The sequence below is a fragment of the Streptomyces sp. Q2 genome (assembly GCF_056820935.1).
The window spans coordinates 57,683-70,643 of the sequence record NZ_JBXEJE010000015.1 but is presented as its reverse complement, the minus strand read 5'-3'; the positions used below and the strand labels follow the sequence as shown (position 1 = coordinate 70,643).

Below are 12,961 nucleotides of genomic sequence, written 5' to 3'. Positions count from 1 at the left end.
GACCCGATGATCCGACACACCCTGTCCTTCCGCTTCGCCGACGCGGTCGACCAGGCCACACGCGAGTCCGTGCTGGCCGAGCTGCGCACCTTCCCGGACCGGTACCCGGCCATGCGCGGCTTCGTCCTGGGCGAGAACGTCAGCACCCGCGACCGCACCTTCACCCACACCATGGCCGTCGACTTCGACAGCCAGGACGACCTGCTCGCCTATCTCGGCAGCGAGTCCCACGAGAGCTTCGTGCACACGCGCTGGCGACCGGTCATCGACCGGCAGGCCATCACCTCGTTCGAGTACGCCGAGCGCCCGTCGCTCACGCCAGGAAGGACAGCGCCCGTGAGCACCCGCCCGCACGGCCCGTACGGCATGGAGTACGCCCGGATCGAGGTTCCGGACATGCAGGCCACGATCGACTTCCTCGAGTACCACGTCGGACTGCAGCTGGAGCAGCGTACGGACGAGTACGCCTACCTGCGCGCCGACATCGAGCACCACGCGATCGAGCTGATCAACGCGCCCGAGCGCACCGACGGGTGGACGACCGCGGTCGGCTACAGCGTCGAGAGCGAGGAGGTCCTGGAGCAGCTGCACAAGAGCGTCCTCGACGCCGGCCTGGAGGTCCTCGATCTGCAGGAGCGCCAGCAGGCGCTGTGCGAGAACGGCTTCGCGGTCAAGGACCCCAACGGTCTCGTCGTCGAGCTGTTCACCGAGTTCCAGGAGTACGCCGAGCCGCCGCACCTCGAGATCCGGCCGCTCGACCTGGTGCATCCCTTCATCGCCACCACGAAGTACGCGGAGTCGGTGGACTTCTACCAGAACGTCCTGAAGTTCCTGCCCTCGGACCACGTCGTCGGCTCGACCACGTTCCTGCGCTGCGAGGACCACTACCACCACAGCCTCGCGCTGCAGAACAACAAGGAGCACTACGTCGCGCACCTGTGCTTCGCGATGAAGAGCCTCGACCACGTCATGCGGATGCGAGCCCGCGCGCTGTACAAGGGCGCGCCGATCGCCTCCGACATCGTCAACCACTCGGCGTCGACGTCGATCGCGTTCTACCTGCACGACCCGCGCTTCGGCCCGCGGTTCGAACTGTGCGACCGGCACCGGGTGTTCACCCCGGAGGAGCACGAGACGCACCGGGCGCGCAGGATGCCGGCCGACCCGCGCAACATCGACGTGTGGCGTCCGGCGTCCGACGACTGGGGACGTTTTTGAGACAGCAGTTGCTTGACGTCCTGCACCTGCTCGACACCACTCCCGCCCCTCGCGGGCAGGAGCGAACGGCGGCCCACCGGCTGCGCGCTTGGTGCGCGCACCGGTGGCCGCACGTCGAGTGGCAGGTACTGGAGCACGGTCCCGAGGGCGGCAGCCTGGTCGCCGCCCACGGGGCCGGACCCCTCCTGTACTCCCACCTCGACACCTCGCTCGACGACGGCGGTCCGCACAACCACCTCGTCACCGGCAACTCCGCGCCCGTCGCTCCGCTCGGCGTGCACGGCGACGTGGTCGCCGGCTTCGGTCTCGGGGTGGCCCGAGGGCCGGCTGCCGCCGCGCTCGTCGCGTTCGCCGAGGCAGGCGCCGGGCGGCTGCTGCTCGCCGGCTCCGGTACGCACCGCCGCTCCGGCGGGATCACCGGTCTGGAGGCCTACGCCGACGCGTATCAGCTGCCACGGTCGGCGATCGTCGCCAAGTGCGGCCCGCCCACGCTGCTGTGGCACGAGCCGGGCGCGCTCTACCTGAGCGTCCGGGTGACCGGCCGCTCCGGGGCCGCGATGATGGCCCGGTCTGCCACACCGCCGGGGGGAGTCGTCGCCCGCGCCGGCGTCGTCCTGGAGGAGCTGGCCCGCTGGCGCACGGCCTACCTGGCCGCCGACCCGCGGGCGGGGCAGGCCGGCCGGGCGTGCGGCATCGGCGCGATCAGCGGCGGGTGGGCCGACAAGCCGGATCTGCTGCCCGCCCAACTGCGCATCGAGCTGTACGTCGTCGCCGGTGACCGGCTGGAGCCGGCGGTGCTGGCGGCCGAGCTGGCCGACCGGCTGCGGGCACAGTGCGCGAAGTCGGTGCTGCGCGACTGCACGGTCGAGGTGGAGGCCGAGCCGGTCGCGCCGACCGCGGCGACGGACGCCGACGCCCCGGTGGTGAAGGCCGCCCGGGCGGCCTGGCGCGACGAGTTCGGCGTCCAGCCGCCGCCCCTCACCGGCTGGACGGGATCGACCGACGGCGTCGTACTGCGCGCCCGCGGCGTCGACACCGTGCGCCTGGGCCCGCAGGCCAAGCCGGCCGCCGACGATCCACGGCGCGATGCCCTGTCGTTGGGGCAGCTGACCGCCTACGCGCGCATCTACCGGCGGCTGTTGACCGAGCGGCCGGCGTAGCCCGCCCTTCCCGGCGTTCACCTCAGAGTCATGTGAACTGAAGTTCACCAGCGAACAACCAGCGTGGGGCGCGCACGCGCCCCGCAGAAAAGTGGGCAGGCGGATGGACAAGGTGGTCGCCTCCGCGGCCGAGGCGGCGAGGGACATCCCCGACGGGGCGTCCCTCGCTGTCGGCGGCTTCGGGCTCAGCGGAATACCAGGGGCCCTGATCCAGGCCCTGTACGACTCCGGCGTCACGGGACTCGACGTCGTCTCCAACAACTGCGGGGCGCTGGAATCCGGCCTCGCCGTGCTCCTCGCCGCGGGCCGGATATCCCGGGTCACCGGCAGCTACATCGGCGGCAACAAGGAGTTCGCCCGCCAGTACCTGGGCGGCGAGATCGAGCTGGAGCTGATCCCGCAGGGCACCCTCGCCGAGCGGCTGCGGGCGGGAGGCTGCGGCATCCCGGCCTTCTACACCCCGGCCGGGGTCGGCACCCAGGTCGCCGACGGCGGGCTGCCCTGGCGGTACGACGGCAGGGGCGGCGTCGCCGTCGCCTCGCCGGCCAAGGAGGTTCGCGCGTTCGGCGGCGTCGAACACGTCCTGGAACACGGCATCACCACCGACTTCGCCCTGGTGCGTGCGGCCAAGGGCGACCGGCACGGCAACCTCGTGTTCAACAAGTCGGCCCGGAACTTCAACCCCCTCGCAGCCATGGCGGGCCGCGTCACGATCGCCGAGGTGGAGGAGCTGGTCGAACCGGGCGCGATCGACCCCGACCATGTGCACCTGCCGGGCATCTTCGTCCAGCGCGTGGTGGCCCTCGGCCCGGAGCAGGCCGCCGACAAGAAGATCGAGAACCACACGGTGACACCCAGGGAGGTGCGGGTCTGATGGCCTGGACACGGGACGAGATGGCCGCCCGCGCGGCCCGAGAACTGCGCGACGGCGAATACGTCAACCTCGGCATCGGACTGCCGACGCTCATCCCCAACCACCTGCCCGAGGGTGTCCACGTCGTGCTGGAGTCGGAGAACGGCATCCTCGGCACCGGCCGTTTCCCGTACGAGGACGAGGTCGACCCGGACCTGATCAACGCGGGCAAGGAGACCGTCACCGTTCTGCCCGGTGCGGCCTTCTTCGACTCCGCCCTGTCGTTCGGCATGATCCGCGGCGGCCACATCGACGCGGCCGTGCTCGGCGCCATGCAGGTCTCCGAGCGGGGCGACCTCGCCAACTGGGCGATCCCCGGCAGGATGGTGACCGGTATCGGCGGAGCCATGGACCTGGTGCACGGTGCCCGCCGGGTGATCGTCACCATGACCCACACCGCCAAGGACGGCACCCCGAAGATCGTGCAGGAGTGCGACCTGCCGCTCACCGGAAAGGGCTGCGTGGAGCGGATCATCACCGACCTCGGCGTCCTCGACGTCACCGACGACGGGCTGGTCCTCGTCGAGACCGCCCCCGGAGTCACCGCCGAGGAGATCACCGCGAAGACGGCGGCGAAGGTGCTCATCGCTGTGGGAACCCGCACATAGCCTTCCGTGACGCATACATCCGTAGGCGGTACGTGCACTTCGCCGACGCCGTGACGGCGCCACCGCGACGGCGCCACCGTGACGGCCACAACTCCTCGCTCACCGCCGGTCCCTCGGGGCCGGCGGTGCTGGACTTCCCCCGCACACGGCGTGTCCGTGGGCGTCGGCGACCGGTGTACCGCCCCGCTCGCCAACTTCTTCGCCGGGACAGACGACCGCCGCAGCCATAGGTCGCTATGGCTGCGGCGGTCGGAGTTCTCCCGGTGGCACCAGGACGGTCATCGACGCTCGTCGGGCGACCGGGGCGGTGCCGTCGGGATTGACTGGCCGTCACGGAGAGGGCCCGACGTCACACGCCCCAGTCGTCGTTGACGGTGACGGCGTCCGTGATGCGGAACCGGCCGCCGGGCACCAGGGGTGTCGTGGGCTCTCCCATCACGACGACGTGCTTGCCGAACCGGGGGGCCAACGGCCGGCCGACGTCGCGCTTGAGCCACAGACGCAGCAGGTGCCGGCGGCGCTCCGGTTCCGGGTGGTCGACGTAGCTGGTGCGCGAGTGCAGCGCGGCGTAGTTGAGCAGCCACTGCACGTCCCCCGGCTGGAAATCCATGTCGATCGGCAGGCCGGGTTCCTGCGAGATCTCGTCGAAGAGGGTGATGGCCGCGGCCTGGTCGGGCGTCAGTGGCGGGACGCCCGGGTACTCCTGGGCGCTGAAGATCATCGAGTTGCCCGCGTAGGTGCTGAAGATGCCGTTGACGTGGCTGATGATCGGCGAGGTGTAGGTGAGCTCGGGGGAGTCGGGGTCCTGGCGCCGCCAGTCCCAGTGGTAGGTGTCGAAGAGGCGGGCAGCGAGGTCCGGCCGGCGGCGCAGCATCTCGTTGTAGATCGTGGTGCCGCTGACCAGGCTGGAGGCGCCACCCTCCTTGGCGCCGCGCAGACACATGAGGGCGACGACGTCGGAGCTGTCCGAGTGGAACGGCAGCCGGTCCCGGATGCGGGAGGGCAGCGCGCCCTCGTCGGACATCGTCTTGTTCGACGTGGCGATCACGTGGTCGAGCAGGTCGCCCCGCTGGCTCTGCCCGATCGGCTGGCCGAGGTGCAGGCCCATGATGAAGAAGATGGCCCCGGAAACGGCGTCGCCGTACTCCTCGGTGCGCAGGCCGCGCACCAGGATGAAGCCCCGGCCGGCGTCCATCTGGTGGGCGCACTCGTCGTTGAGGGCGCGACAGACGTCGAACGGGTAGTCGGCGGCCGTGACGGTGCGCAGGTCGGGGTCGTCGGCGACGAAGCGCCGTCCCAGGTCCTCCAGCTCGCTGCGCTCGGCGTCGCTGAGTTCGTGGATCCATTCGGTGGACTTCGACAGCTCGTCGCCGCGCCAGGCGGAGGGCCCGGAGATCGGCTGGAGGCCGACAGTGGTGGTCACGATGATGCTCCTCGAAAATGGTGAGGGGGAACGCCCGTCGGCGAAGACACGACGGGCGACGAACGTCGACGGACGGCGAACGCTCGGTGTGGCGGGGGCTCGTCGCGTGGCGACGAACCGCACTCAGAACGGAGTCTGAGGCTCGCCGACAGCTGTGCCGGGGCGCAGTCCCTGCCGGGGCGGGAAGTAGCTGAGCGGCTCGTCGTAGGTCCGACGGCCGGCGCACGACACGAGCAGGACGCCGATCAGAGCGACTGGCCGCATGCTGGTCCCGTCCTTTCGAGAAGTTCCTCAACCATAGGACGCGCCCGGGTTGTCGTCAATGGGCGAGACGCCGTCTCGTGATGCAGTACGTCAGTCACTTGTGGCGCAGGGCGCGAGCGCCTGAACCGCAGCCCGCACCCCTGCGTACCCTGTCCCCGTGTCAGCCTCTCGCCTGCGTCGCGTCGCCGTTCTTGTGCTCGAGGGCGCGAAGCCGCTCGACGTCGGCATTCCCGCCCAGGTGTTCACGACGCGCGCGAGCATGCCCTACGAGGTGCGGTTGTGCGGTGCGGCACCCGGGCTCGTGACCGGCGGCGACGGCCTGTCGTACCACGTCGCCCATGGCCTCGACGCGCTGGTGTGGGCCGACATCGTGTTCATCCCCGGCTACCGGTTCCCGGACCGTGACGATCCGCCCCGGGCCGTCGTCGACGCGCTGGTCGCCGCCCACGAGCGGGGCACACGGCTCGCCGCCATCTCGACGGGCGCCTTCGCGCTCGCCGCGACCGGCCTGCTGAACGGCAGGCGCGCCACGACGCACTGGCACTACACGCGGGCGTTGACGGCCAGGCATCCGCTCGTTCGGGTCGACGAGAACGTGCTGTTCATCGACGAGGGCAGCGTGCTCACGTCGGCCGGCGCCGCCTCGGGCATCGACCTGTGCCTGCACATCCTGCGGGGCGACCTCGGGGTGGCCGCGTCGAACCACGCGGCCCGGCGCCTGGTCGCGGCCCCCTACCGCAGCGGCGGTCAGGCGCAGTATGTGCCGCGCAGCGTGCCCGAGCCGCTCGGCGAGCGCTTCGCCGCCACCCGCGAGTGGGCGCTGCACCGGCTCGACGAGCCCCTCACTCTCGAATCACTGGCGCGGCAGGCCGCGGTCTCGCCGCGCACGTTCTCACGGCGCTTCGTCGAAGAGACCGGCTGCACACCGATGCAGTGGGTCATGCGCGCCCGCATCGACATGGCCCGCGAGCTGCTGGAGCGTTCGCAGCGCGGCGTCGAGCAGATCGCCGCCGACGTCGGCCTCGGCACCGGTGCGAATCTGCGGCTGCACTTCCAGCGGATCCTCGGCACCACACCGAGTGAGTACCGGCGCACCTTCGCCCAGGGCGAGTAGTCCGACCACCTGGCGCGATCGTGGCGCGATCCTTTTGAACCCTGGCGATCACGCCACTGTCAGCGGTGCGAGCCGCGAGCGAGCCTGGTGGCAAACGGAAGGGACACCACTGATGACTCGCATCGCCGTCAACGGATTCGGCCGCATCGGACGCAACGTGCTGCGCGCACTGCTCGAACGCGACAGCGACCTCGAGGTTGTCGCCGTCAACGACCTCACGGAGCCCGCCACCCTCGCGCGGCTGCTCGCCTACGACACGACGGCCGGCCGGCTCGGCCGCCCGGTGACCGTCGACGGAGACACCCTCGTCGTCGACGGCCGGCGCATCACGGTGCTGGCCGAGCGCGAACCGGCGCAACTGCCGTGGGCCGAACTCGGTGTCGACATCGTCCTCGAGGCGACCGGCCGCTTCACGTCGGCCAAGGCCGCCAGTGCCCACCTCGACGCCGGAGCGAAGAAGGTGCTCGTCAGCGCCCCATCGGACGGCGCCGACGTCACGCTGGCCTTCGGGGTGAACACGGAGGCCTACGACCCGGCCGTCCACACGGTCGTCTCGAACGCCTCGTGCACGACCAACGCGCTGGCACCCCTGGCCGCGGTCCTCGACGAACTCGCCGGTATCGAGCACGGCTTCATGACGACGGTGCACGCCTACACGCAGGAACAGAACCTTCAGGACGGCCCGCACCGGGACCCGCGCCGCGCCCGGGCCGCGGGTGTCAACATCGTGCCGACCACGACGGGAGCCGCAAAGGCGATCGGCCTGGTGCTGCCGAACCTGGACGGCAAGCTGTCGGGCGACTCGATCCGGGTGCCGGTTCCGGTGGGCTCCATCGTCGAACTCAACACGACCGTCGCCCGCGACGTGACACGCGACGACGTGCTGGAGGCATACCGCTCCGCGGCGGAGGGACCGCTCGCCGGAATCCTCGAATACTCGGACTTCCCGCTGGTCTCCTCCGACATCACCGGCAATCCGGCCTCGGCGATCTTCGACTCGGCCCTCACCCGCGTCGAGGGCCGCCACGTGAAGGTGGTCGCCTGGTACGACAACGAATGGGGCTTCTCGAACCGCGTCATCGACACGCTCGAGCTCCTCGCCGCCCGCTGACCGAGAACTGCGGCCGGTCACAAGCCTGTTGAGCGTTCTTCGACTCTCGACGGCGGTGAGGCCGAGTACGTGCGGGTCTGCCCGGCCAGGCCGCAGGACTGCACCGGCAGGCGCGGGAACCGGCCCCCCGAGCCGGCGGGGGACCGACATGAGGCGGCATCAGCCCACGAAGGGCCCACGCTGGAGCTGTCCACCGCGGTGGCCCGCTGCACGAAGGCACTGGGACTCGAGCACACCGTGGTCTACCTCGCCGATGTGCAACAACGCCGCCCCGCTGACCGACGTCGCCTCCACCCTGGCATGTGAGGCACGGGCCGTCCGCTTCCGCATGTCCGGCCGTGCGTGGTCAGCCCAGGCACACCACGAGCAGGCAGATCTGCGACGGCGAGGTGGCGGCCGGCTCGGGGCTCGCCTGTGAGGTTCCCGGGTCCGTGCCGTCGGTGGCAGCGGGTGCGGGCGTCTGCGCAGGCGTCGTCTTCGCGGTGTCGGTGCTGTCGGACGCACCGGCGCCGGAGGATGTCGCGGCGGACTGTTGCTGCGGGGCCGCCGCTGCGGCCGTACGAGCAGGGGCGGCGGCCTCCGGCTGATCGTGGGACGGCGTGGTGTGCAGCGAGTCGGTGGCGTACTCCGGGTGCGGAAGGCCGGGCGCGGGCGACTGTGCGGTCGGTGTGGGCGAGGAACGGTGTGCGTCCGGCTGCGTCGATGTCGCTCGCGCGTCCTGCGTCGCCTGCTTCTCGACGGCACCCGTTGCCGGGTCGGACGCCGCTGTGGCCGTCTGAGCCCCGTCGCTGGACTGCCGGTGCGTCGAGGCCAGGGTCAGGCCGCCGCCGACGAGCGCGACCGCGGTCGCGACCACCGCCCGGCGCTGGTTCTTCTTCCAACGGGCACGCTGGCGACGCCGTGCCGCCCGCCCCTGCGCCACGGCCGGCACACCTTCGAGGTCACCGGACTCGTTGCCCTGCGGGCCCCTGTCAGAAACGCCGTCGACCGCCGCCTCGTCCACCACGTCACCCGGCCGGCCGTCGTGCCACGTGTCCCAGGCCGCGGACCGTGAAGCATCCGCCGCGCCCGTCACCGCCGTGGCGAAGGGGGCCCGGCCGATGTGGCCGGCGGTGGCGGCCGGAGCGATGTCCGGGGCGTAGGCGCCGCAACCGGGGCACACCAGGGCGCCATTGAGATGCCTGCGGCACGTGGAGCAGTAGTCCATCTGCGGTCTTCCTGAGTCGGCATGCGGTCGACCCGCCAAGGGGTCACGGCCCGGTCACGTTCGCACGTGGGATCGAGCGTTCCGTAACAGTAACGACGCCTTCGAAAGGCGATGTGCAGACGGCGTGAGGCTCGTGCAGGGATTCTCGCGGATTACGCGTGGGTGCGGTGGGGGTTCGTTTGGCGCGGGTCACGGACGACATGGAAGGGCACCTCGCTTGCACATTCAGTAGGAGATTCGCGGCAGTTGTGCCCACATTCTGAATTTCTCGGGAGCGTGTAACGCGGCGGCCGATGCCTGACGCAGACGTAAGCGCACCCGTGCGACGAGTCGCGCCCGGCGGTGCAGAGAAATCGTTGTACTCCGACTCGGACGATGCGTCGGATCGGAACCACATGAGCAATCGAGGACCAGCCCTATGACACCCAACTCAGCCGAGAACGAGCACCTGCCGGTCTACGAGGGCTTGGTACGTGAACGCGGGGACGCCGTGGCGGAAGCCCGGCAGGTGGCCGAAGAAGCGCAGCACCAGGTGACGCAGGCACTGAACTGGCATGGCTCGGTTCAGCCGGAGGCCGCGTCCTGAGTCAGGTGACACCAACCGGGCCCAGGCGGATACCCCTCGGCCAGTAGCGTGGCGATCATGGTGGACTGGTGTATCCGGCCGGCGTCGGTGGCGGATGTCGAGGCTGTGGCGGAGCTGCGTGCCGTGGTGTTGCGCGCGGACCTGGAACGGCTCGGTCGGTACGACAAGCATCGTGTGCGGCAACGGCTGCGCGACGGGTTCGATCCCGCGCACACCCGGGTCATCGAGGTGGGCGGCGCGTTCGCCGGCTGTGTGGCGCTGCGGCCGGCCGAGGACGCTCACTGGCTGGAGCACTTCTACCTGGCCCCGCATCTGCAGGGCAGCGGTATCGGTTCGGGTGTGCTGCGCGCGCTGCTGGAGTCGTGTGACGTCGACGGCGTCCTTGTCCGGCTGAACGTGCTGCAGGGCAGTCCGGCCCGGAGGTTGTACGAGCGGTACGGGTTCACCGTCGAGTCCGAGGATCCGGTCGATGTGTTCATGGTGCGCAAGCCGGCATGAGAACGGGCTGTCCGACCGGGAGTCAGTGCGGTTGGCGTAGCCCCGCGATGAGGAGTTCGACGAGTCGGCGTGGGTCGTAGCGGTGATCGCTGTCCGCGCGGATGCAAAGGTTCCCGACGCCGCGCATGAGTTCGTAGGCCTCAAGGTCGGAGCGGATCTCGCCGGAGGCGGCTGCGGCGTCGAGCAGTTGGGCGCACACGGGCACGAGGCGGTCGAGGAAGTAGGCGTGCAGGGTGTCGAAGCCGGTGTCGTCGGACTGCAGTACGGCGGCGAGTCCGTGCTTGGTGACCAGGAAGTCGACGAAGAGGTTGATCCACTGCCCCAGGGCGGTGTGCGGGGTCGCACTGCTCGCCAGCAGGGCCGGACCCGCCTCGACGCAGGCGTCCACCTGGTGCCGGTAGACGGCGATGATGAGGTCCGCTCGCGTCGGGAAGTGGCGGTAGATCGTGCCCAGGCCGACGCCGGCCTTGGCCGCGATGTCGCGTACCGGCGCTTCCACGCCTGACGTGACGAAGACCGCGGCGGCCGCGTCGAGCAGAGTCTCCTTGTTGCGCCGGGCGTCCGCCCGCTTGGACTGGGCCGCGCGCCCCGCGCCCTCGTCGCTGTCCGTCATCGCGCCCGCCCCCTCTGCTGCCGACCTTGCCAAACGGAACAGTGTTCCGTATGTTTCCGGAACGAGGTTCCGTTTGCTCATGATGCCAGAGCACGGGCCCCGCAACCAAGCCATGCGCTGTCACGCCTCATCCGCAACGGAGGAACACGGTCATGCAGTACCGCACCTTGGGCCGCACCGGTGTACAGGTCAGCTCCCTCGCGCTCGGCGCGATGAACTTCGGCAGGATCGGGCGCACCACTCAGGCCGAGGCCACCGCCATCGTCGACGCCGCCCTCGAGGGCGGGATCAACCTCATCGACACCGCCGACATGTACAGCGACGGCGAGTCGGAGGAGATGGTCGGCAAAGCCGTCGCCGGCCGCCGCGACGACATCGTGCTGGCCACGAAGGCGAGCATGCCCATGGGCGACGAACGCAACCACCAGGGCGCCTCGCGCCGCTGGCTGGTCACCGAGCTGGACAACAGCCTGCGCCGCCTCGGCGTCGACCACGTCGATCTCTACCAGATCCACCGGTGGGACCCGAGTACGAGCGACGAGGAGACCCTTTCGGCGCTGACCGACCTTCAGCGCACGGGAAAGATCCGCTACTTCGGCTCCTCGACCTTCCCGGCCTACCGCATCGTGCAGGCCCAGTGGGCCGCACGCGAACACCACCTGAGCCGCTACGTCACCGAACAGCCCAGCTACTCGATCCTGCAGCGCGGGATCGAAAGCCACGTGCTGCCCGTGACCGAGCAGTACGGGCTCGGTGTGCTGGCGTGGAGCCCGCTGGCCTCGGGCTGGCTGTCGGGCGCGATACGGGAGGGCCGGTCCATCACCACCAGCCGCTCGACGTTCATGCCGCAACGCTTCGATCTCACCCTCCCCGCCAACCGCACCCGGCTCGACGCCGTCGAGAAGCTGGCCGAGGTCGCCGACGAGGCCGGTCTGACCATGATCCAGCTCGCGCTGGGCTTCGTGACCGCGCATCCCGCCGTGACCAGCGCGCTCATCGGTCCCCGCACACCGGACCACCTGCACGCGCAGCTCGCCGCCGCCGACACCGTGCTCACCGCGGACGTACTCGACGCCATCGACGAGATCACCGCGCCCGGCACCGACCTGGCCGCGCACGAGAAGTTCGACACTCCGCCCGCGCTGCTCGATCCGTCACTGCGGCGCCGCTGATCGTCCGGGGGCCGGCCTCCGCGCCCCCTCCCGCGGCTCGCGCGGCCGCGGAAACCGCACAACGGTCCCGCCGCATCGACCGGGCGAACCAAGCCCCTCACCCGTCAGGACGAGTCCTCCCGTCCGAACCACGGCAGCGGGCCCCAGCCGGCCCGCTGCCGGTGCTGCCGAAAGGACCACCGGCTCCATGCCGCACACACCCCCACCCCGTTTCGGGATCATGACCGCCCCCATGCACGTCGACTACCACGACGTCCTGCGGGTCTGGCGTGAGGCGGACACGATCCCCGAGATCGAGCACGCCTGGCTGTTCGATCACCTCATGCCGATCGGCGGCGACCCGGACGGACCGGCCTACGAAGGCTGGACGCTGCTCTCGGCCCTTGCCGCCCACACCCGACGACTGCGGCTCGGCGTGCTGGTGACCAGTAACCGGTTCCGGCCGCCCGCGATGCTGGCCAAGATCGCAGCGACCGTCGACGTCGTCTCCGGCGGACGGCTCGACTTCGGCATCGGCGTCGGTTCACGCCCCGACCATCCCCTGGCCCGGCGCGAGTACGCGGCACACGGCCTGCCCTTCCACGACACCGCGCACGCCGTGGGCAGCCTCGCCGAAGCCTGCACGGTGATCCGGCGGTTGTGGACCGAGGAGAAACCGTTCGACCACCACGGCACCCACCACCGGCTCACCGGCGCGTTCGGCAACCCCAAACCCGTCCAGCGTCCCCACCCGCCGATCCTGATCGGCGGTCGTTCGTCAGCGACGCTGCGCGTGGTCGCCGAGCACGCCGACATGTGGAACATCCCGGGCGGCGACATCGAGGACGTCGTCCGCCGCAGCGCCCTGCTGGACCGCTACTGCGCCGAGATCGGCCGCGACCCCGCCTCCGTCACCCGCTCGATCCACCTGCCCGTCTCCTACGACCGGCCCGCCGCCACGCGGGAGGCGATCGGCGGCGCGACAGGCGCGGGATTCCGCCACATCGTCCTCGGACTGCCAGCGCCCTACCCCGCGGACGTCGCACGGTGGGTCACCGACGAGCTGATCCGTCCGTCGGCCTGAACGCCTCTGCG

14 protein-coding genes are annotated in these 12,961 nt (G+C 70.6%); 10 read left to right on the top strand and 4 right to left on the bottom strand.

Going from position 1 to position 12,961, the window contains the following annotated elements; genetic code table 11:
- The first annotated feature begins 6 nt into the window (after positions 1-6).
- The 4 genes from ACWBNA_RS18075 (at position 7) to ACWBNA_RS18060 (ending at position 3,899) form a co-directional block, all read left to right on the top strand.
- Positions 7-1,218, top strand: coding sequence for a Dabb family protein (locus tag ACWBNA_RS18075; RefSeq protein ID WP_482705382.1), 1,212 nt, complete (start codon positions 7-9; stop codon positions 1,216-1,218).
- Entirely contained in the window at positions 1,215-2,378 is a 1,164-nt protein-coding gene (locus ACWBNA_RS18070) for a hypothetical protein (protein ID WP_482705381.1), read from the top strand. Before ACWBNA_RS18075 ends, ACWBNA_RS18070 begins: the two co-directional genes overlap by 4 nt.
- A gap of 103 nt (positions 2,379-2,481) precedes the next feature.
- On the top strand, positions 2,482-3,252 hold the full coding sequence (locus tag ACWBNA_RS18065) for a CoA transferase subunit A (protein WP_482705380.1): 771 nt from the start codon (positions 2,482-2,484) through the stop codon (positions 3,250-3,252).
- Positions 3,252-3,899 (top strand): CoA transferase subunit B, encoded by a 648-nt coding sequence (locus ACWBNA_RS18060; protein WP_482705379.1) that lies wholly within the window; start codon positions 3,252-3,254, stop codon positions 3,897-3,899. The genes ACWBNA_RS18065 and ACWBNA_RS18060 overlap by 1 nt, the downstream gene beginning before the upstream one ends.
- A gap of 349 nt (positions 3,900-4,248) precedes the next feature.
- Here the strand turns inward: ACWBNA_RS18060 and ACWBNA_RS18055 are convergent, their stop codons facing one another.
- Together ACWBNA_RS18055 and ACWBNA_RS18050 are read right to left on the bottom strand one after the other, a co-directional pair.
- Positions 4,249-5,322 carry a TauD/TfdA family dioxygenase gene (locus ACWBNA_RS18055; protein WP_482705378.1) on the bottom strand — a complete coding sequence of 358 codons (1,074 nt, stop codon included), beginning with the start codon at positions 5,320-5,322 and terminating at the stop codon, positions 4,249-4,251.
- 123 nt (positions 5,323-5,445) lie between these two features.
- A complete protein-coding gene (locus ACWBNA_RS18050; protein ID WP_482705377.1) occupies positions 5,446-5,586 on the bottom strand; it encodes a hypothetical protein in 141 nt (46 codons plus the stop codon).
- A gap of 157 nt (positions 5,587-5,743) precedes the next feature.
- On the opposite strand from ACWBNA_RS18050, the gene ACWBNA_RS18045 reads away from it, so the two are divergent.
- Both ACWBNA_RS18045 and gap read left to right on the top strand, forming a co-directional pair.
- On the top strand, positions 5,744-6,700 hold the full coding sequence (locus ACWBNA_RS18045) for a GlxA family transcriptional regulator (protein ID WP_482705376.1): 957 nt from the start codon (positions 5,744-5,746) through the stop codon (positions 6,698-6,700).
- Positions 6,701-6,812: 112 nt separating this feature from the next.
- Entirely contained in the window at positions 6,813-7,811 is a 999-nt protein-coding gene (gap, locus tag ACWBNA_RS18040) for a type I glyceraldehyde-3-phosphate dehydrogenase (protein ID WP_482705375.1), read from the top strand.
- Between the two features lie 346 nt (positions 7,812-8,157).
- Here the strand turns inward: gap and ACWBNA_RS18035 are convergent, their stop codons facing one another.
- On the bottom strand, positions 8,158-9,018 hold the full coding sequence (locus tag ACWBNA_RS18035) for an SCO2400 family protein (protein WP_482705374.1): 861 nt from the start codon (positions 9,016-9,018) through the stop codon (positions 8,158-8,160).
- Positions 9,019-9,436: 418 nt separating this feature from the next.
- On the opposite strand from ACWBNA_RS18035, the gene ACWBNA_RS18030 reads away from it, so the two are divergent.
- Both ACWBNA_RS18030 and ACWBNA_RS18025 read left to right on the top strand, forming a co-directional pair.
- The gene (locus ACWBNA_RS18030) at positions 9,437-9,604 is read left to right on the top strand and encodes a hypothetical protein (protein ID WP_482705373.1); all 168 of its coding nucleotides are present in this window, start codon (positions 9,437-9,439) and stop codon (positions 9,602-9,604) included.
- Between the two features lie 57 nt (positions 9,605-9,661).
- Complete coding sequence (locus ACWBNA_RS18025; RefSeq protein ID WP_482705372.1) at positions 9,662-10,102, top strand: GNAT family N-acetyltransferase; 441 nt, start codon at positions 9,662-9,664, stop codon at positions 10,100-10,102.
- 22 nt (positions 10,103-10,124) lie between these two features.
- On the opposite strand, the gene ACWBNA_RS18020 is transcribed toward ACWBNA_RS18025, so the two are convergent.
- Positions 10,125-10,715, bottom strand: coding sequence for a TetR/AcrR family transcriptional regulator (locus tag ACWBNA_RS18020; RefSeq protein WP_482705371.1), 591 nt, complete (start codon positions 10,713-10,715; stop codon positions 10,125-10,127).
- Between the two features lie 152 nt (positions 10,716-10,867).
- Between ACWBNA_RS18020 and ACWBNA_RS18015 the strand changes: the two genes are divergently transcribed.
- Both ACWBNA_RS18015 and ACWBNA_RS18010 read left to right on the top strand, forming a co-directional pair.
- Positions 10,868-11,887 (top strand): aldo/keto reductase, encoded by a 1,020-nt coding sequence (locus ACWBNA_RS18015; RefSeq protein ID WP_482705370.1) that lies wholly within the window; start codon positions 10,868-10,870, stop codon positions 11,885-11,887.
- A gap of 187 nt (positions 11,888-12,074) precedes the next feature.
- On the top strand, positions 12,075-12,950 hold the full coding sequence (locus ACWBNA_RS18010; protein ID WP_482705369.1) for an LLM class flavin-dependent oxidoreductase: 876 nt from the start codon (positions 12,075-12,077) through the stop codon (positions 12,948-12,950).
- The last annotated feature ends 11 nt before the right edge of the window (positions 12,951-12,961 follow it).